Here is an 18,934-nt window from a genome sequence, read left to right on the forward strand (position 1 = left end):
GGCCGCCGCCAGGGCTCCCTCAAGCTGGCCCGCAACCGGGCCGGCGCACTCCTGCGCGACCTCGCCCTGCCCCTGGTCTTCGCGGTCATCGCCCGCACCGCGAGGTGTCCACCCACCGCATCGACCCCGACCGGACCGTCCGGCCCGCCGGGGCCGCCCGCTGAGCGCCGCCCGGCCCCGCTCAGCCCCAGAAGCCGAAGCTGTACAGCAGCCCGTTGGTCGCCGCGATCACACCCAGCGCCAGCACCGCGCCGGTCACGAACGAGGTCCGCAGCGACCGCACCAGGAACTCCAGCGACACCAGGTTGTTGAGGATGAAGTAGCCCAGCATCGTCGCGTGCCAGAACCCGTCCATCGACAGGGGCTCGAAGAAGAAGGCCGAACCGTTCCACATGTCGGCCTCGGCGGTGAACCACGCCCACGCCAGTGCCGCCCCGTACCCCAGCGGGATCTGGATGAACGGCAGGATCAGCAGCGGCAGCAGCTTGGCGAAGCTCCACAGGCCCGGCCGCCCCGCCGCGCGGGCCTCGGCCTGCGCCCGCCGCGCCGCCTCCTGCTCGGCGCGCACCCGCTCGCGGTGGGCCCGGTCGGCCTCCTGGCGGCGCTGGTGCTCGATCTGCTCCTCGTGGCGGCGCCGCTGCTGGGCGGCGTACTCCTCCTGTCGGCGGCGCTCCTGCTCCTGGCGCTCCTGCTGGGCGCGCAGCTGCTCCTGGTGGCGTTCGTACTCGCGGCGGCGCAGCTCCTCGGCGTCGGCCCCGGGCGCCCCGCGCCGACCGCCGTACAGGTCGGCGTAGGGGTCGTCCCCGCCCGGCCCCTGCGCTCCGCCCCGGTCGGCGGAGGGGGCCTGCCGGGTGGCGTCGTAGCCCTGCTGCGCACCGAACTGCTGCGTGGGCGCGTAACCCGGCTGCGCCTGATCCGCCCCGTACTGCTGCGTGGGCGCATGGCCCTGCGCCTGCCCCTGTCCCAGGACCGAGGTCGCCCCGTGCTCCTGGGCGGCGGAGGGCGCCACCCGGGTGGCCTGGTCGTCGCCCCACGCCCCGGCCGCCGCACCCGCGGCGCCGCCGGCCACCGCGCCTGCCGCACCCGCGGCCGCGGCGGAGCCCCACACCCGCGTCGGGTCCTGGGCGCCCTCGCCGCGCCCGTGGGTGCCGGTCGGCTCCGCCGACGCCAGCGCCCGGTTCACCGTCGCCACCTGCTCCTGCACACCCGCCATCACCGCGGGCGGCAGCCACATCGACCCGGCGGGCACCTCGCCCAGGTAGTCCAGGATCTCGCCCGGCGAGGGGCGGCCCCGCACGTCCTTGCTCAGGCAGGCCGCCACCAGGTGCCGCAGCGGCTCCGGCACCCGCGACAGGTCCGGCTCGCGGCTGATGATCCGCATGACCATCGTCGGCATCGCACCCTCTCCGAAGGGCCCCGTGCCCCCGGCCGCGTACGCCAGCACCGCGCCGTAGGCGAACAGGTCGCTGGCCGGGGTCAGCGTCTCCCCCTGCACCTGCTCCGGGCTCATGAACCCCGGCGTGCCGATGACCGACTGCGTCGCCGCCGTCCCGTCCGTGGCCCGCGCGATCCCGAAGTCGATCACCCGCGGCCCGTCCTCGGCCAGCAGCACGTTGCCGGGCTTGAGGTCGCGGTGGATCAGCCCCACCCGGTGGATCTCCGCCAGCGCCTCGGCCAGCCCCGCCGCCAGCACCCTCACCGTGGCCTCCGGCAGCGGGCCGTGGGCCGCCACCGCGTCGTCCAGCGGCAGCGACGGCACGTAGGAGGTGACCAGCCACGGCACCTCGTCCTCGGGACCGGCGTCGATCACCGGCGCCGTGAACGCACCGCTCACCTGGCGGGCCGCGGCCACCTCCCGCGCGAACCGCTCCCGGAACGCCGTGTCGGCGGCCATGTGCGGGTGGATCCGCTTGATCGCCACCGCGCGCCCGCCGGCGGAACGGCCCAAGAACACCTGGCCCATACCGCCCGCCCCCAGGCGTGCGATCAGCCGGTACCGGCCGATGCGATCGGGATCGGTGCTCTCAAGGGGACCCAACGTCCTCAGTCCTTCCGCATTCGCCGAGCCTGATGGCGCCTCGCACACCACACGTGCACCAGACCCCAGCGATCGTAGCCAACCCGGCGGGCCCGGCGGACCCGCGGCGCCCCACCCCGTTCGACGCACCGCCCCACCCCGCCGGTTCACCCCCGCCGACGGTGCGCCGACAACGCCCCACCGCCCCGCGGAGTTCCCCCCTGGCCTGCATCGGCCAACTCCCGCGCCCGCCCCGCGCCCCCGGCCCCGTCGCCCCTAGGGTCGTACCGTCGAGAGGAGTGCCCCATGCAGGTCCTGAACTCCCTGAGGACCGACGCCCGACTGCGGGCGTTCCAGGCCCTCACCTGGGTCGCGGCCCGACGCGGGGACCACGTCTCCCGCCTGATGCACCGGCCCTGGCGGGACGACCCCTACCCCACCCACCGGCGTCTGCGGGCCCAGGGCGCCCTCGTGCGCAGCCGCTCGGGGTTCCGCACCGCCACCACCCACGCCCTCGTCCAACAGGTCCTGCGCGACCGGCACCTGGGCGTGCGGCCGCAGGACACCGACACCGCGCCGCCCGGACCCGACCTGCTCGACCTGTCCTTCCTCACCCGCAACCCGCCCGAGCACACCCGGCTGCGGGCCCTGGCCCGGCCCGCGTTCAGCCCGCGGCACCTGGAGCGGTACGCCGTCGAGATCGAGAAGATCGCACACGGCCTCCTCGACCGGGCCCTGGCCAAGGGGCGCTTCGACCTCATGGCCGACTTCGCCCAGCCGCTGCCCATCGCGGTCATCACCCGGCTGCTGGGCGTCCCCGACGACGACCACGCCGCGTTCGTGGAGATCGGCGCGGCCATCGGGTCCTCCCTGGACGGCGCGCGCTCCGCCCGCCACCTGCGCACCGTCCAGGACGCCTCGGGCCGCCTGGACGACCTGTTCGGCCACCTGGTGCGGCTGCGCCGCGCCGACCCGCGCGACGACGTCGTCTCCGCCCTGACCGCCGCCTCGGACGAGGGGGAGATCACCCCCGCGGAGATGGCCGCCATGTGCCGGCTGCTGCTCATCGCCGGGTTCGAGACCACCGTCAACCTCATCGGCAACGGCACCGCCGCCCTGCTGCGCCACCGCGACCAGTGGGACCGGCTCACCGCCGACCCCGGCCTGGCCGACAACGCCGTGGAGGAGGTCCTGCGCTACGACCCGCCGGTGCAGATGACCTCCCGCTGGGTGAACCAGGACACGAACATAATGGGACACGTGCTGCGAAAAGGCGGCTACATCCTGTGCTCGATCGCGTCCGCCGGGCGCGACCCCGACCACTTCACCGACCCGGACCGCTTCGACATCACCCGCGCCGACGCATCGGACCACCTCGCCTTCTCCGGTGGTATCCACTACTGCCTGGGGGCGCCTCTGGCACGGCTGGAGGGGCGCATCGCCCTGCGGGCGCTGGCGTCCAGGGCGCCGCAGCTGCGCCCCGCCGGACGGCCCGTCCACCGGCCCACCACGACCCTGCGCGGTCTGGCCGCGCTCCCCGTCACCGCCGGCGGGGGGTGAGGGGTGACCGCGCACCGCACCGGGGACGGCCGCGCCGTGCCCGTCAACGGAAAGGGGCTGCTGTTGACCGCCGCCGCCCTGTGCACCGTCATCCTGACCGTGACCGGCGTCCTCGTCGCCGTCCTGCCCGAACCCGAGCAGGAGGGCCACCTGCTGCCCGGGCTCGCCCGCGCCCACGGCATCGACCTGGGCGTCGCCCTGGCCGTCACCCCCCTCACCGAGGACCGCCGCTACCGCGGCATCGTCGAAGACCACTACACCTCGGTCACCGCCGAGAACACCATGAAGTGGGAGCACGTCCAGCCCGAACGGGGCGAGTTCGACTGGAGCGGCCCCGACACCGTCGTCGACTTCGCCACCGAGCGCGGCCTCAACGTGCGCGGCCACACCATGCTCTGGCACAACCAGCAGCCCGCCTGGCTCTCCCAGGGCGACTGGGACGCCGAATCCCTGAGCGGGGTCGTCCACGAGCACGTGACCACCGTCATGGAGCGCTACCGCGGCCGCGTCGGCGCCTGGGACATCATCAACGAGCCCCTGGAGGACGGCGGTCCGGAGATGCGCCGCAACCTCTGGTACGAGGTGCTGGGCCCCGACTACATCGCCCGGACCCTCTACAGCGCCCACACCGCCGACCCCGACGCCCGGCTCTACATCAACGAGTTCGGCATCGAGAGCGCCGGGCCCAAGGCGGACGCCCTCTACGGGCTGGTCGCCGACCTGGTCGAGCGCGGGGTCCCCCTGCACGGCATCGGCTTCCAGTCCCACTTCGTGCACGGCCACGTCTCCGACGACCTCGCCGAGCAGATGCGCCGCTACACCGACCTCGGCCTGGAGGTCGCCGTCACCGAGCTGGACGTGCGCATCCCCGAGCCCGTCACCGACGAGGCCCTGGCCGAGCAGCGACGGGAGTACCGCGACGTCCTGGCCGCCTGCCTGGAGGTCGACGGCTGCGTCAACGTGACCGTCTGGGGCGTCACCGACGCCCACTCCTGGATCCCCGAATGGTTCCCCGGCCACGACGCCGCCCTGCCCTTCGACGACGCCTACCGGCCCAAGCCCGCCCTGGCCGGCATGGTCGACGCCCTCTCCCGCCGCGGCCGCCGCCCCGGGCACCCCGCATGGCCCGCCCGCACGCCGCGCCGGGCTCCGACACGCCCCCACCGCCGCCCGCAGGGAGCCGCCCCGTGACCGTCGTCCGCCTGCCCGCCCGCGTCGCCGCGGCCCTCACCCGCTTCTGCGGGCCCGCGTGGGTCGCCGACCTGCCCCGCCGGGCCGCCGAGCGGCTCGACGCCTGGAACCTCACCCCCGCGGGCGGACCCATGCACGGAGCCGTCGCCCTCGTCCTGCCCGTCACCACCGCCGACGCCCGCCCCGCCGTGCTCAAGATCCAGCCCGTCGACGAGGAGACCCGCGGCGAGCCGGACGCCCTGCGCGCCTGGGACGGCCACGGCGCCGCCCGCCTGCTCGACCACGACCCCGCCACCGGCGACCTGCTCCTGGAGGCCCTGGACCACGGACGCGACCTGGACTCCACCATCGACGCCCACGGCCTCGACCAGGCCCTGGAGACCATCGCCGGGCTGCTCACCACCCTCAACGCACACCCGGGCCCGCCCGGGCTGCGCCACCTGCGCCCCATGACCGAGCGCCTGGTCGAACGGGCCCGCCGCCTGGCCGCCGCCGATCCGCCCGGCGAACAGGCCGCCGCCCTGGACCGGTGGTCGCGCACCGCCGCCGACATCGCCCCCGAGGCCGGGGACCGCCTGCTGCACTGGGACCTGCACTACCGGAACGTCCTGGCCCCGCTCCCGGGCACCGGCCGCGGCCCCTGGCTGGCCATCGACCCCAAGCCCCTGGTCGGCGACCCCGGGTACGAGCTGCTGCCCGCACTCTGGAACCGCCCGCCCCGGGGGCCCGGCGCGGAGCGGCTGCTGCGCCGCCGCTTCGACCTGCTCACCGAGGCCATGAGGCTGGACCGGGACCGGGCCCGCGCCTGGACCCTGGTCCGCGCCCTGGAGAACACCGTCTGGTCCCTGGAGGACGACGAACCCGACATCGGACACCGGATGCTCGCCATCGGCCGCGCCCTGGACTCCTGACCCCGCCGTACGGCGGGCACCACCCCGCCACCCGCCGCTACCGGCACGCCCGGCGGCACGCGCACAATGATGGCCCGCCCACCGACCCCCGGGAGAGCCTTCCGTGAGCACACCGCCGCCCCCGCCCTTCGACCCCGAACTCGCCGCCGCCCTGGCCCTGGTCGGCGAGCGGATCACCCCCTCCATCACCCCCGACCTCATCGACTCCGTCCGGGCCTCCCGCCTGGCCCTGCCGGTGGAGGGCGACTTCACCCACGGCGGCGACTTCACCGAGCACTCCCTCACCGCCGAGGGGCACGACGGCACGGACGTGCCCGTGCTGCTGTGGCGGCCCACCTGGACCACCGGGCCCACCGGGCTGCTGTACTGGATCCACGGCGGCGGCATGATCCTGGGCACCCACCGCGGCCCCGAGATCCCCGGCCTGCTCGCCACCGCCCGCGAACTGGACCTGGCGGTGGCCTCCGTCGGCTACCGCCTCGCCCCCGAGAACCCCCACCCGGCCCCGGTGGAGGACTGCTACGCCGGACTCGTCCACCTCGCGGGAGACGCCGCCGGCCACGGCCTGGACGCCGCCCGCGTCGTGGTGGGCGGGGCCAGTGCCGGGGGCGGGCTGGCCGCCGCCACCGCCCTGCTGGCGCGCGACCGCGGCGGTCCGGCCCTGGCCGCGCAGCTGCTGGTCTACCCGATGCTCGACGACCGCAACGACAGCGTCTCCGCCCACCAGATGGCGGGGCTGGGCGTGTGGGACCGCACCTCCAACGACACCGGCTGGAGCGCCCTGCTGGGAGAGGCCGCGGGCGGCCCCGACGTCTCCCCCTACGCCGCCCCCGCCCGCGCCACCGACCTGTCGGGACTGCCCCCGGCGTTCCTGGACGTGGGCTCGGCCGAGACCTTCCGCGACGAGGTCGTCGACTACGCCGGCCGCATCTGGCGGGCGGGCGGCGTCGCCGAACTCCACGTGTGGCCCGGCGCCTTCCACGGCTTCGACTCCTTCGCCCCGCACGCCGCCCTGTCCCGCCAGGCCACGGCCGCGCGTCTTCCCTGGCTTCGCCGCACACTCGGCATGTGAGGCAGGGCACACTGGTTCCATGAGGGAACTGCTCGGCCGCATCAGCGCGCTGGACCCCCAGGCCGGGGACGCCGTCAAGGTCATCGACTACTTCGACCGGCTGCACGGCACCGGCCTGGAACCCGTCGTGCGCGGCGCGGCCGCCCTGTCCGGCCACCCGGCCGCCCTCGCGGACCCCGACCGCGCCCTGTCCCTGCGCGCCCTGCCCGACGGCCGCCTCACCCGCACCCCGCTGCCGCCCCCGGACCCGGCCTGGCCGCACGCCGCCGCGGGCACCGCCCTGCTGTGGCTGGAGACCCCCGGTCCGGCCGGGCCGGTCCTGGGCATGGTGCTGGAGCGGGCCGCGGTCGCCGTCCGAGACCACCTGGACCGCGCCCCCGCCCCGGCCGCCGTACCCCTGGCGGTCCTGCTCACCGACCCCGCCCGGCCCGGGGACGAGCGCCTGGCCGCGGCCCGCCGCGCCGGGCTGCGCCCCGACACCCGCCGCGCGGCCCTGGCGCCCCGCGGCGGCCCGGTGCGGCTGCTCGCCCCCGGCGAGGACCCAGGAGCCGTCCGCGCCGGCCTGGGGCCGGCCGTGCCGGTGGCCGACCTGCCCGCCTCCCTGGCCGACGCCCGCCGCGCCCTGCGCTTCACCGCCGCCGGGACCGGCACCGACCCCGGCCCCCGCCTGGTCGCCGCCGTGGACCTGGGCGCCCTGCTGCCGCTCGCCGACACCGTCGCCCCCGGCGACGCGCCCCCGCCCGACGTGGCCGCCCTGGAGCGGCTGGCCCGCACCTCCACCGCGCTGATCGCCCTGGCCGACGCGGTGGCCGCCGCCCCCAGCGTTCGCGCCGCCGCCACCGCGCTGGGCCTGCACCACTCCACCACCCAGCAGGGCCTGGAGCGCCTCGAACGCCTCCTGGGCTGGAGCGTGCGCACCGTCACGGGGCGGCTGCGCCTCCAGGTGGCCCTATGCGTGCGCCGCCTCCACCTGCCCGGCTGAGCCCCGCGCGCCCCGGCGGTGGTCGCTCGGGGAGACCCCGCGCACCCGCTTGAACGCGGCGCTGAACGCGAACGCGTCGGCGTACCCCACACGGCGGGCGATCGCCCCCACCGTCTCCCCGGTGTCGCGCAGCAGGTCCGCCGCCAGGGTCATCCGCCACTCCGCCAGGTACGCCATCGGCGGCACCCCCACCAGCGCCGCGAAGTCCCGGGCCAGCGTGGCCCGCGAGACCCCGCACACCTCCGCCAGACGCGCCACCGTCCACGCCGCGTCGGGCCGGTTGTGCACCGCCCGCAGCGCCGCCCCCACCACCGGGTCGGCCAGCGCCGTGTACCAGGCGGGCGGGTCGGCCTCGGGCCGGTCGAACCAGGTCCGCAGGGTCGAGACCAGCGCCAGGTCCAGTAGCCGGTCCAGCACCACCTGCTGGCCCGGCACCTGGCAGTCCACCTCGTTGAGGATCATCTGCGTCAGCGGGTCGTGGCAGGCGTCGGCGGGCACCACCAGCACCTCCGGCAGTGCCGACAGCAGCCGCCGCCCCACCTCGCCGGTGACGTCGTAGCTCCCGCACAGCATCAGGTCCGGGGCGTCCATGGAGTGCCCGTAGGTGCGCAGGCCCAGCACGACGTCCTCGTCCATCGCCAGGCCGTCGGGCCCCAGGCACCCCTGCCCCGACACGACGGTCCCGGTGGTGGCGGCGTCGGCCGGGTGCGCGACGGTGTGCACGGCCGGGCCGCGCAGCACCGCGATGTCCCCGGGGGCCAGGGCGAGGGGCTCGCCCTGCTCGGGGACGATCCAGGACCGGCCGCGCACCATCGTGATCAGCGACAGGGGCAGGGAGTGGTCGAAGCACACCGACCACGGCGGCTCCATGAGCGAGCGGCTGAACAGGGCCCCGCGGGCCCGGACCCCGTCGAGGAGGTCGGAGAGAGCGTCCATGGCGTAGACGATCTCACATGCCGCTGAGCCTTGGGGCCATGGTTCGTCTCACCCGCGGCTGATGGACTTCCCCCATGACGAACAACGACCCCATCCTGGTCATCGGCGGCACCGGCACCACCGGACGCCGTGTCGCCCGCCTGCTCACCGAGCAGGGACGCGCCGTGCGCGTGGCCTCGCGCAGCTCGGCCCACCGCTTCGACTGGGCCGACCCCGCCACCTGGGACTCCGCACTGGAGGGGGTGCGCGCCGCCTACGTCGTCCCCAACGACGCCGACCCGCGCACCCCCGACCTCATCGCCGCCGCCCGCGACCGCGGCCTGGAGCGCCTGGTCCTGCTCTCGGCCCGCGGCAACGACGACCCCGACTACTACGCCGACCGCCCCAACACCGACAACGTCCACAGCCAGGGGGAGAAGGCCCTGGCCGACAGCGGCCTGGAGTGGACCGTGCTGCGTCCCACCTGGTTCACCCAGAACTTCACCGAGGGCCTGTTCGCGCCCATGGTGCAGGCCGGGGACCTGCGGCTGCCCCTCCAGGACGCCGCCTGCCCCTACATCGACACCGACGACATCGCCGAGGTCGCCGTCGCCGCCCTCACCCGCGACGGGCACCAGGGCCGCACCTACGAGATGTCCGGGCCCCACCCCCTCACCCTGGACGAGGTCGCCGAGGCCTTCACCGAGGCCGGCACACCCGTGACCCGCACGTCCGTCACCACGGAGGAGTTCGTGGCCGCGCAGGTGGCCGACGGGGTCCCCGAGGAGGTGGCCCTGATCTGGGCCGACGTCCTGGGTCCGCTGGCCCGCGGCCGCGAGTCCCACCTCTCGACCGGCGTGCAGGAGGCGCTCGGCCGCCCGCCCCGGAGCCTGGCCGAAACGCTCAGTCGGCGAGGGTGATCCCCAGGGCGCCCAGCAGCAGCCGCGCCTGCGCGGGGCCGATCACCGCCCCGCGCAGGTACCGCGCCTGCTCCAGGGTGGGCTCCCCCAGATCGGCGCCGCGCAGGTCCGCGCCCGCCAGCCTCGCCCCGACCAGCGAGGCGCCGCGCAGCCGGGACTCCACCCACACCGTCTCGCGCAGGTCCGCCGCCGCCAGGTCGGCCTCGTCCAGCCGCAGCCCCTCCAGCACCCGCCCCCGCAGGTCGATGCCCTTGCACCGGGCCAGCATCAGGTTGCAGTGGTCGAACGCGTACCCCACGCCGCGCAGCGAGGTCAGCCCGGCCCCCGTCATCCGGCACCCCGAGAACACCGCGTCGGTCAGCAGCGCCCCCTGCCACCGGGTGTTGGCCAGGTCCACCCGCTCGAACCGCGCCTCGGTGCACTCGGCCCCGCCGAACGCCGCACCGGCCGCGCCCCCTCCGACGAACCGGGCCCCCTCCAGCTCCGCACCGTCCAGCCGCGCCCCGTCCAGCCGGCAGTCCCGCAGCACCGCCTCGACCAGGTCCACCCCGCGCAGGTCGGCCTCGGACAGGTCGCACCCCACCAGCTCCCGGGGCGCACCCCCCGCGCTCCCCCACTCCTCGCGCAGATCGGCCCCCGCCAGATCCGCGCCCTCCAACCGCCCCTGAGAAACATCCATGCCCATGGGCGCGCACCCTACCGCCCCCCGCCGACACACCGCGGGCGGACCGCCTCAGTCGCGCAGCTTCAGCGCCAGGAACAGGTCCACCCGGTGCTCCAGGTTGCTCAGGTCCCGGCCGGTCAGCTCCTCCACCCGCCCGATCCGGTACCGCAGCGTGTTGACGTGCACGTGCATCGCCGCCGCACACCGCTGCCAGGACCCCGAGTGCTCCAGGAACCGCTCCAGCGTCTCCACCAGCTCCGACCGGTGGTCGCGGTCGTAGGCCACCAGCGGGCCCAGCAGCCGCTCCCGGTAGGAGCTCTGCACCTCCTCGGGCACCGACGCCAGCAGCAGCTCGTGGGAGTCGATCTCCGCCCCCGCGATGACCCGCCAGCGGCCCCCGCGCAGCTCCGCCAGCCGCCGCGCGTGCCGGGCCTCCACCGCCGCGCCCCGCAGCTCCGGAACCCCGCGCGCCGCCGAGGACGACCCCAGCGCCAACCGGTGGTCGAGCAGGCCGCCCTCCAGCACCCGCGCCCCGGCCACCAGCACCGAGCGCACCCGTTCGGCCGCCTCCCGCGCGTCGCCCCCGGCCGCCACCGGCACCAGCGCCAGCGTGTCGCCGTCGCCGTCGCCGGTCACCACCGTGCCCGGCAGGTCCGCCACCAGCTCGGCCACCACGTGCCGGGTCAGCTCGTCCGACCGCGGCGCGGGCAGCAGCACCGCGCTGACCACCACATGGTCCTCGCCCCCGCCCTGGGGGGTGCCGCCCAGCAGCGCCGCCACCTCGTCGAAGCGCTGCGCCGCCAGCAGCCGCGCCACCCCCTCCAGGTGCCGGGCCTCGGTGCTCCACCGGTCCTCCACCCGGCCCCGGGCCAGCACCGCCACCGACTCCAGCTCCGCGACCGTCTCGCGCTCCTCCTCCGACCACACCGCCTCGTCACCGGCGCACACCAGCAGCCACCGCGACAGCGGATGCGAACGGGACGTGGCCACCTCCCGCACCGTCACCACCGTCTCACCGGCACCCGCCACCCGGGTGGTGTGCGGCAGCAGCGGCCACGACAGCGCCCGGCCCGCCAGCCACTCCCGCTCGGCCGCCCCCAGCCCGCCGCCGTCGCCGGCCACCAGCCGGCCCGTCGGCGAGACCACCCAGGCGCGCACCCCCACCTGCGCCGACGCCCGCGCGAACACCTCGGCGAAATCCGCCCCGGCGGCCACCTCGGCCACCGCCTGGCGCAACCGGTCCCGGTGCCGCGCCAGCCCCGCGAACCGGCGCCGGGTGTGCGAGCCCAGCACCTCCTCGGTCACCGCCCCGAACGACGTCTCCGGCGGAACCTCCACCAGCGGCATCCCCCGCCGCCGGCACGCCTCCACCAGGTCCTCGGGCACCGAGCCCAGCGCCGTCCCCGCGGCGATCGCCACCGCGCCGGCCGACTCCACCGACGCCACGAACCGCTCGGAGTCCTGCGGCCCCTCGTGCCACATCATCCCCGTGAGCACCAGCTCGCCCCCGCGCAGATACCGCGCGGGCTCCAGCAGGTCGGTGGTGTAGGCCCACCCCGCCTCGCGGTCGGCCTGCTCCGCACCCGCCAGAAAGCGCAGGTGCAGCCGCTCGACCGCGATCAAATCGCCAAGACGCATGAACGTCCCTCTTGAGTCCGAGTGTCGATGATGGTCCCCGAGACCATACGGGACTTCCATAGTGGGGAAGTACGAACGCGCTCGCACCGGCCACTTGGAGGAAACGACCAACGATAACCGTTCGTTCCGCCACCACTTCATGTCATCGCCGCCTGGAACCCACGACACCAGAGTGCTGTACTTCACACAACCCACCGGTCAAGTCAACGCGAGGACCTCCACACATGCGATTCCTGAGCCCCTCCACCCTGCAGGAGGCGCTTGAGGCCAAGGCCGAGCACCCCGACGCCGTCCCGATCACCGGCGGCACCGACGTCATGGTCGAACTCAACTTCGACAAGCGCAGGCCCGACACCCTGCTCGACCTCACCCGCATCGCCGAGCTCTCCCGCTGGGAGAACACCGGCGACGGCGGCACACGCCTGGGCGCCGCTGTCCCCTACAGCCGCATCATCACCGAACTGCCCGCCCTGGCACCCGCCCTGGCCAAAGCCTCCAGGACCGTCGCCTCCCCGCAGATCCGCAACCGCGGCACCGTCGGCGGCAACCTCGGCGGCGCGTCCCCGGCCGGGGACGCCCACCCGCCGCTGCTCGCCACCGACGCCGTCATCGAACTCGCCTCCACCCGGGGCACCCGCCGCGTCAGGGCCCGCGACTTCTACCTCTCCTTCCGCACCACCGCCCGGCAGGAGGACGAGCTCATCACCGCGGTCGTGCTGCCCGCGCCCACCGGCCCCCAGCACTTCGCCAAGATCGGCACCCGCAACGCCATGGTCATCGCCGTCACCTCCTTCGCGCTGGCCCTGAACACCGACGACCGAACCGTCGGCACCGGCATCGGCTCCGCCGGCCCCACCCCGCTGCGCGCCGAGGCCGCCGAGGACTTCCTCGCCCAGGAGATCGACTGGGACGCACCCGCACTCCTGCCCGAGGCCACCGTCCGCCGCTTCGGCGAACTCGTCGCCGCGGCCGCACGACCCATCGACGACCAGCGCGGCAGCGCCGCCTACCGGCGCCACGCCCTGTCCGTCATGGCCCGCCGCACCCTCACCTGGTCCATCACCGACTACCGCAAGGAAGCCGCCCCATGCGCGTGAACATCAACGTCAACGGCCAGGACGTCACCGCCGACGACGTCTGGCCCGGCGAGAGCCTGCTCTACGTCCTGCGCGAGCGCCTGGGCCTGCCCGGCAGCAAGAACGCCTGCGAACAGGGCGAATGCGGTTCCTGCACCGTCTACCTCGACGACGTCACCGTCTGCTCCTGCATGGTCGCCGCAGGGCAGGCCGAAGGCCGCAGCGTCCGCACCGTCGAAGGCCTGGCCGAAGGCACCGGCAAGGGCGGCGACCGCCCCCTGAACACCGTGCAGCAGGCCTTCCTGGACGCCGGAGCCGTCCAGTGCGGCTTCTGCACCCCCGGCCTGCTCGTCCAGACCGACGACCTGCTCAACCGCACCGTCGACGCCGGACGGCCCGCACCCACCGACCCCGAGATCCGCGAAGCCCTCGCCGGCAACCTCTGCCGCTGCACCGGCTACGAGAAGATCCTCGACGCCGTCCGCCTGGCCGCCGCCCGCCGGGCCGACACCGACACCGCCGGGAGCCCCGCATGACCGACCACCGCTCCCTCGTCATCGAAGGCGCCCACATCGCCACCGTGGACGGCGCCGAACACCCCGACGGGCACATCATCGCCCGCGACGGCATCATCACCGCCGTCGGCGACGGGCCCGCACCCGCCCACCTGGTCCCCGACGACGCCACCCGCGTCGACGGCCGCGGCCACCTGGCCACCCCGGGCCTGGTCAACACCCACAACCACCTCTACCAGTGGGCCACCCAGGGCCTGTTCACCGACGGCACCCTCTTCGAATGGCTCGTCGGCTCCTACGAGATCTGGCACCGCCTCGACGCCCGGGTCGTCGCCGACACCACCACCGCCGGACTCGCCCACCTGGCCCTGTCCGGCTGCACCACCGCCTCCGACCACCACTACATCCACCCCTCCGGGCGCGGCGACATCGTCGACGCCCAGGTCCAGGCCGCCCTCGAGGTGGGGGTGCGTCTGGACCTGGCCCGCGGCTCCATGGACCGCGGCCACAGCCAGGGCGGCCTGCCCCCGGACAGCGTCGTGGAGACCCTCGACGGGGCCCTGGCCGGCACCGCCGAGGCCATCGACACCCACCACGACCCCTCGCCCGGGTCCATGACCCGCATCGCGGTCGCCCCCTGCTCACCCTTCTCCGTCAGCCGCGACCTCATGGTCCAGGCCGCGCAGCTGGCCCGTGACAAGGGCGTGCGCCTGCACACCCACCTCGCCGAGACCGTCGACGAGGAGGAGCAGTGCCGGGCCGAGTTCGGCTGCACCCCCGTCGAGTACGCCGAGAAGCTCGGCTGGCTCGGCCCCGACGTCTGGTTCGCCCACGCCGTCCACCTCTCCGACGACGCCATCGCCCGCATCGCCGCCACCGGCACCGGCGTCGCCCACTGTCCCACCTCCAACGCCCGCCTGGGCGCCGGCATCTGCCGCACCACCGAACTCCTCGCCGCCGGGGTCCCCGTCGGCCTGGGCGTGGACGGCCCCGCCTCCAGCGAGCTCACCTCCCTGGCCGGGGAGATGCACCAGGCCCTGCTCATGGCCCGCGCCCGCAGGGGCCCCCAGGCCCTCACCGCCCGCCAGGCCCTGCACATGGCCACCCTGGGCGGCGCCCGCGTCCTGGGCCGCGACGCCGAGCTCGGCTCCCTCACCGTCGGCAAGCTCGCCGACATCGCCCTGTGGCGTGTCGACGGCTTCGGCCACGACGTCATCGCCGACCCCGTCGTCGCCGCCGTCTTCGGCCCCACCCCGCCGCTGTCCCGCCTGTGGGTCGGCGCCCGCCCCGTCGTCACCGGCGGGGAACTCACCACCGTCACCCGCGAGGCCGCCGCCGCCCGCGGCCGCAACGCCCACGCGCGACTCACCCAGGAGGCGAACCGCTGATGTCAGCGACCACCGTCACCGACCTCACCAGCACCACCAGGGACGGCATCGGCGCCAGCCCGCAGCGCCCCGACGGCACCCTCAAGGTCACCGGCGAATTCGCCTACTCCTCCGACATGTGGATGGAGGACATGCTCTGGGGCGCCACCCTGCGCAGCCCCCACCCGCACGCCGAGATCCTCTCCGTCGACATCACCGAGGCCCTCAAGGTCCCCGGGGTCGAGGCCGTCCTCACCCACGAGGACGTCCCCGGATCCAAGCGGTACGGCCTGGAGTTCGAGGACCAGCCCGTCCTCGCCTACGGCAAGGTCCGCTACAAGGGCGAGCCGGTCGCCATCGTCGCCGCCGACCACCCCGAGACCGCCCGCCGCGCCATGGAGCGCATCCGCGTCGACTACCGGGTCCTGGAACCCATCACCGACCCGCGCCGCGCCGCCATGGACCCGCACTGCCCCCTCGTCCACGAGCCCGGCACGATCCCCGACCACCCCGAGTACAACCAGCGCGGCAACCGCCTGCGCCACCAGCCCATCCGCACCGGCGACTTCACCGGGGCCGACCCCGACGCCGCCCTGGAGGCCCTGCGCGCCCGCGCCGACGTCATCGTCGCCGACGAGTACGAGGTCGGCATGCAGGACCAGGCCTTCCTCGGCCCCGAGTCCGGCATGGCCGTCCCCGCCGAGGACGGCGGCGTCGACCTCTACGTCGCCACCCAGTGGATCCACGTCGACCAGCGCCAGATCGCCCCCGCCCTGGGCCTGCCCCAGGACAAGGTCCGCGTCACCCTGGCCGGCGTCGGCGGCGCCTTCGGCGCCCGCGAGGACCTGTCCATGCAGATCCACGCCTGCATGCTCGCCCTCCACACCCGCAAGCCCGTCAAGATCGTCTACAACCGCGAGGAGTCCTTCTACGGGCACGTCCACCGCCACCCGGCCAAGATGCGCTACGAACACGGCGCCCTGGCCGACGGCACCCTGCTCTACGCCACCGCCGAGGTCATCGTCGACGGCGGCGCCTACGCCTCGGCCACCCCCGCGGTCGTCGGCGTCGCCTCCTCCCTGGGCCTGGGCCCCTACGAGATCCCCCACGCCCGCGTCGACGCCTACGGCGTCTACACCAACAACCCGCCCTGCGGGGCCATGCGCGGCTTCGGCGCCGTCCAGGCCTGCTTCGCCTACGAGTCCCAGATGGACCGCCTCGCCGAGGAACTGGGCATGCACCCGGTCGACCTGCGCATCAAGAACGCCATGGCCCAGGGCTCGCGCATCATCACCGGTCAGGAGGTCGACATGCCCCTGCCCATGGCCGAGATGCTCGCCCGCGCCCGCGCCCTGCCCATGCCGCCCGAACGCGAGGCCCTGCCCGACCCCGCCGACCTGCGCACCCTGCCCGGCGGCGTCGCCGGGACCACCCACGGCGAAGGGGTCGTCCGCGGCGTCGGCTACGGCGTCGGCCTCAAGAACCTGTGCTTCTCCGAGGGCTTCGACGACTACTCCACCGCCCGCGTGCGCCTGGAGGTCGTCGGCGGCGAACCCGTCGCCCTCGTCCACACCGCCGCCGCCGAGGTCGGCCAGGGCCTGGTCACCATCAAGGGCCAGATCGCCCGCACCGAACTGGGCGTGGAGAAGGTCGTCATCGCCCCCTCCGACACCGCGGTCGGCTCGGCCGGGTCCTCCTCCGCCTCCCGCCAGACCTACATGACCGGCGGCGCCGTCCGCACGGCCTGCCTGGCCGTGCGCGAGGAGCTGTACGCCCTGGCCCGCGAGCGCGGCCACGTCCCCGACTCCGTCGGCGACGAGGACCTGTCGCTCACCGGCGGCAAGCTCGTCTCCCGGACCCTGGGCGCCCTGGTCTCGCTCACCGACCTGCTCGCCGACGGCACCGTCGTGGAGCAGACCCGCGAGTACCACCACCGCCCCACCGAGATGCTCGACCCCACCCTGGGGCAGGGCTCCTCCCACACCCAGTTCGGCATGTGCGTCCACCGCGCCGTCGTCGACGTCGACGTCGAGCTGGGCCTGGTCAAGGTCATCGCCCTGGACGCGGTCCAGGACGTCGGCAAGATCATGCACCCCCTCCAGCTCATCGGCCAGATCCAGGGCGGCTCCACCCAGGGCCTGGGCCTGGCCCTCATGGAGGAGATCCAGGTCGGCGACGGCCAGATCCGCAACCCGTCCTTCACCGACTACCTCATCCCCACCATCCTCGACACCCCGCCCATGCGCATCGAGGTCCTCGAACACCCCGACCCGCACTCGCCCTACGGCCTGCGCGGCGCCGGGGAACCGCCCACCCTGTCCTCCACGCCCGCCGTCGTGGCCGCGGTCCGCGCCGCCACCGGCAAGGCGCTCACGCACGCGCCCGTACGGCCCGAGGACATCGTCGGCATCCCCCTGTAAGACCACCGGCGGTGCGGCGGCCACCCCGCCGCACCGCCACCCTCCCTCACCCACCCGGTGAGCGGCCCGCCGGCGCGCGCCCATCAGCGCACGCGCGCCACCGCCCCGGGCTCCGGGGCCGACGACGTCCCCGCACGCCCACGGATGATCACTTTCCGTGATCACCTGAACACAACAGGCGACCCACGGCCGCCCCGTTTCCCTCCAGGAGGGGACATGACCGCACGCGACAGCGCCCCGCGCCCGCAGACCGCCCCCCGACAAGGTCGATCCTGGCTCGACCGCTACTTCTCCATCACCGACCGCGGATCCACCCCCGCCCGCGAACTCCGCGGCGGGCTCACCACCTTCATGGCGATGGCCTACATCATCGTCCTGAACCCCGTCATCCTCGGCGGCGCCACCGACATCAACGGCGACCGCCTCGACCCCGCCCAGCTCACCACCATGACCGCCCTGTCCGCGGGGCTCGTCACCATCATGATGGGGGTGGTCGGACGCGCCCCCATCGCCTGCGCCGCGGCCCTCGGGGTCATGGCGGTCGTCGCCTACCAGGCCGCGCCCAACATGACCTGGCCCGAAGCCATGGGCCTGGTGGTCTGGCAGGGCGTCATCATCATCGCCATGGTCGTCACCGGCGTCCGCACCGCCGTCATGAACGCCCTGCCCCGCAACCTCAAGATCGCCATCGGCGTCGGCATCGGCCTCTTCGTCAGCCTCATCGGCCTCAAGAACGCCGGGTTCGTCAGCCGAGGCGAGGGCGGCGGCCTCCTGCAGCTGGGCGCCGAGGCCGACGGCGGCCACCTGCTGGGCTGGCCCGTCCTCATCTTCGTCATCGGCCTCACCCTCGCCTCGATCCTGCTCGTGCGCGGCGTCCCCGGGGCCATCTTCTACGGCATCCTCGGCGCCACCGCCCTGGCCGTCGTCGTCCACTACGCCCTCGGGCTCGACGCCTCCCAGTGGGGCGGCGGCGCACCCGAGATCCCGGCCTCCCCGGTCGCCGTACCCGACTTCGGTCTCCTCTTCCAGGTCGACCTCCTGGGCGCCTGGACCACCGCCGGCCCCACCACCGCCGGAGTCATCCTCTTCACCCTCGTCCTGGCCGGGTTCTTCGACGCCGTCGGCACCATCCTCGCCATCGGCGCCAAGGCCGGGATCACCGACGACAGCGGCTCCATGCCCCGCGTCAACCAGATCCTCGTCACCGACGGAACCGGCGCCGTCGTCGGCGGCCTCACCAGCTCCTCGGCCACCCTCGTCTTCGTCGAGTCCACCGCCGGCGTCGGCGAGGGCGCCCGCACCGGGCTGTCCAGCGTCGTCACCGGAGCCCTGTTCCTCACCGCGATCGTCTTCGCCCCGGTCTTCTCCATCGTCCCCGCCCAGGCGGCCTCCGTGGCCATGGTCCTGGTGGGCGCGCTGATGATGACCCACGTCGCCGACATCGACTGGACCGACATGGGCGTGGCCGTCCCCGCCTTCCTCACCATCGCGATGATGCCCTTCGCGTTCGACATCGCCAGCGGCATCGGCATCGGCATCATCGCCCACACCGTCCTGCGCACCGCGCAGGGACGCGTCCGCGACGTCGGCTGGCTCATGTGGATCCTCACCGGCGTCTTCCTCTTCGACTTCTCCCTGCACGCCTTCGGGCTCTGACCTGCCCGTCGACCCGGGGACCGGTTCGCG

The 18,934-nt window shown here is 74.8% G+C and carries 15 protein-coding genes; 11 read left to right on the forward strand and 4 right to left on the reverse strand.

What is annotated here, in order from left to right; all coding sequences use genetic code 11:
- Nucleotides 1-181: 181 nt before the first annotated feature.
- Nucleotides 182-2,038, reverse strand: coding sequence for a serine/threonine protein kinase (locus ACSUPR_RS03000; RefSeq protein WP_436889362.1), 1,857 nt, complete (start codon nt 2,036-2,038; stop codon nt 182-184).
- Nucleotides 2,039-2,323: 285 nt separating this feature from the next.
- Between ACSUPR_RS03000 and ACSUPR_RS03005 the strand changes: the two genes are divergently transcribed.
- From ACSUPR_RS03005 to ACSUPR_RS03025, 5 genes are all read left to right on the forward strand, one after another.
- Nucleotides 2,324-3,577 carry a cytochrome P450 gene (locus tag ACSUPR_RS03005; protein ID WP_436889363.1) on the forward strand — a complete coding sequence of 418 codons (1,254 nt, stop codon included), beginning with the start codon at nt 2,324-2,326 and terminating at the stop codon, nt 3,575-3,577.
- Nucleotides 3,578-3,580: 3 nt separating this feature from the next.
- Entirely contained in the window at nt 3,581-4,768 is a 1,188-nt protein-coding gene (locus ACSUPR_RS03010; RefSeq protein ID WP_436889364.1) for an endo-1,4-beta-xylanase, read from the forward strand.
- Nucleotides 4,765-5,679, forward strand: coding sequence for an aminoglycoside phosphotransferase family protein (locus ACSUPR_RS03015; RefSeq protein WP_436889365.1), 915 nt, complete (start codon nt 4,765-4,767; stop codon nt 5,677-5,679). The genes ACSUPR_RS03010 and ACSUPR_RS03015 overlap by 4 nt, the downstream gene beginning before the upstream one ends.
- Before the next feature lie 103 nt (nt 5,680-5,782).
- On the forward strand, nt 5,783-6,751 hold the full coding sequence (locus ACSUPR_RS03020) for an alpha/beta hydrolase fold domain-containing protein (protein WP_436889366.1): 969 nt from the start codon (nt 5,783-5,785) through the stop codon (nt 6,749-6,751).
- 19 nt (nt 6,752-6,770) lie between these two features.
- A complete protein-coding gene (locus ACSUPR_RS03025; RefSeq protein WP_436889367.1) occupies nt 6,771-7,733 on the forward strand; it encodes a helix-turn-helix domain-containing protein in 963 nt (320 codons plus the stop codon).
- On the opposite strand, the gene ACSUPR_RS03030 is transcribed toward ACSUPR_RS03025, so the two are convergent.
- Nucleotides 7,701-8,669 (reverse strand): AraC family transcriptional regulator, encoded by a 969-nt coding sequence (locus ACSUPR_RS03030; protein WP_436889368.1) that lies wholly within the window; start codon nt 8,667-8,669, stop codon nt 7,701-7,703. The two genes, ACSUPR_RS03025 and ACSUPR_RS03030, sit on opposite strands and share 33 nt — an antisense overlap.
- A gap of 74 nt (nt 8,670-8,743) precedes the next feature.
- Here ACSUPR_RS03030 and ACSUPR_RS03035 point away from each other — a divergent pair, with 74 nt between their 5' ends.
- On the forward strand, nt 8,744-9,568 hold the full coding sequence (locus ACSUPR_RS03035; RefSeq protein ID WP_436889369.1) for an NAD(P)H-binding protein: 825 nt from the start codon (nt 8,744-8,746) through the stop codon (nt 9,566-9,568).
- Here ACSUPR_RS03035 and ACSUPR_RS03040 read toward each other — a convergent pair.
- Together ACSUPR_RS03040 and ACSUPR_RS03045 are read right to left on the reverse strand one after the other, a co-directional pair.
- Nucleotides 9,552-10,253, reverse strand: a complete 702-nt coding sequence (locus tag ACSUPR_RS03040) for a pentapeptide repeat-containing protein (RefSeq protein WP_436889370.1) — start codon at nt 10,251-10,253, stop codon at nt 9,552-9,554. The genes ACSUPR_RS03035 and ACSUPR_RS03040 overlap by 17 nt on opposite strands.
- A gap of 48 nt (nt 10,254-10,301) precedes the next feature.
- Nucleotides 10,302-11,870: a PucR family transcriptional regulator gene (locus ACSUPR_RS03045; protein ID WP_436889371.1), complete on the reverse strand. Its 1,569-nt coding sequence runs from the start codon at nt 11,868-11,870 to the stop codon at nt 10,302-10,304.
- A gap of 224 nt (nt 11,871-12,094) precedes the next feature.
- On the opposite strand from ACSUPR_RS03045, the gene ACSUPR_RS03050 reads away from it, so the two are divergent.
- The 5 genes from ACSUPR_RS03050 (at nt 12,095) to ACSUPR_RS03070 (ending at nt 18,904) form a co-directional block, all read left to right on the forward strand.
- Nucleotides 12,095-12,967: an FAD binding domain-containing protein gene (locus ACSUPR_RS03050; RefSeq protein ID WP_436889372.1), complete on the forward strand. Its 873-nt coding sequence runs from the start codon at nt 12,095-12,097 to the stop codon at nt 12,965-12,967.
- The gene (locus tag ACSUPR_RS03055; RefSeq protein ID WP_436889373.1) at nt 12,958-13,482 is read left to right on the forward strand and encodes a (2Fe-2S)-binding protein; all 525 of its coding nucleotides are present in this window, start codon (nt 12,958-12,960) and stop codon (nt 13,480-13,482) included. Before ACSUPR_RS03050 ends, ACSUPR_RS03055 begins: the two co-directional genes overlap by 10 nt.
- Entirely contained in the window at nt 13,479-14,849 is a 1,371-nt protein-coding gene (locus ACSUPR_RS03060; protein WP_436889374.1) for an 8-oxoguanine deaminase, read from the forward strand. Before ACSUPR_RS03055 ends, ACSUPR_RS03060 begins: the two co-directional genes overlap by 4 nt.
- Nucleotides 14,849-17,248 (forward strand): xanthine dehydrogenase subunit D, encoded by a 2,400-nt coding sequence (gene pucD, locus ACSUPR_RS03065; RefSeq protein ID WP_436889375.1) that lies wholly within the window; start codon nt 14,849-14,851, stop codon nt 17,246-17,248. The genes ACSUPR_RS03060 and pucD overlap by 1 nt, the downstream gene beginning before the upstream one ends.
- Nucleotides 17,249-17,464: 216 nt before the next feature.
- A complete protein-coding gene (locus ACSUPR_RS03070) occupies nt 17,465-18,904 on the forward strand; it encodes an NCS2 family permease (RefSeq protein WP_436889376.1) in 1,440 nt (479 codons plus the stop codon).
- Nucleotides 18,905-18,934 lie beyond the last annotated feature (30 nt).

Source organism: Nocardiopsis dassonvillei, from assembly GCF_964273065.1.
GTDB lineage: Bacteria > Actinomycetota > Actinomycetes > Streptosporangiales > Streptosporangiaceae > Nocardiopsis > Nocardiopsis dassonvillei_B.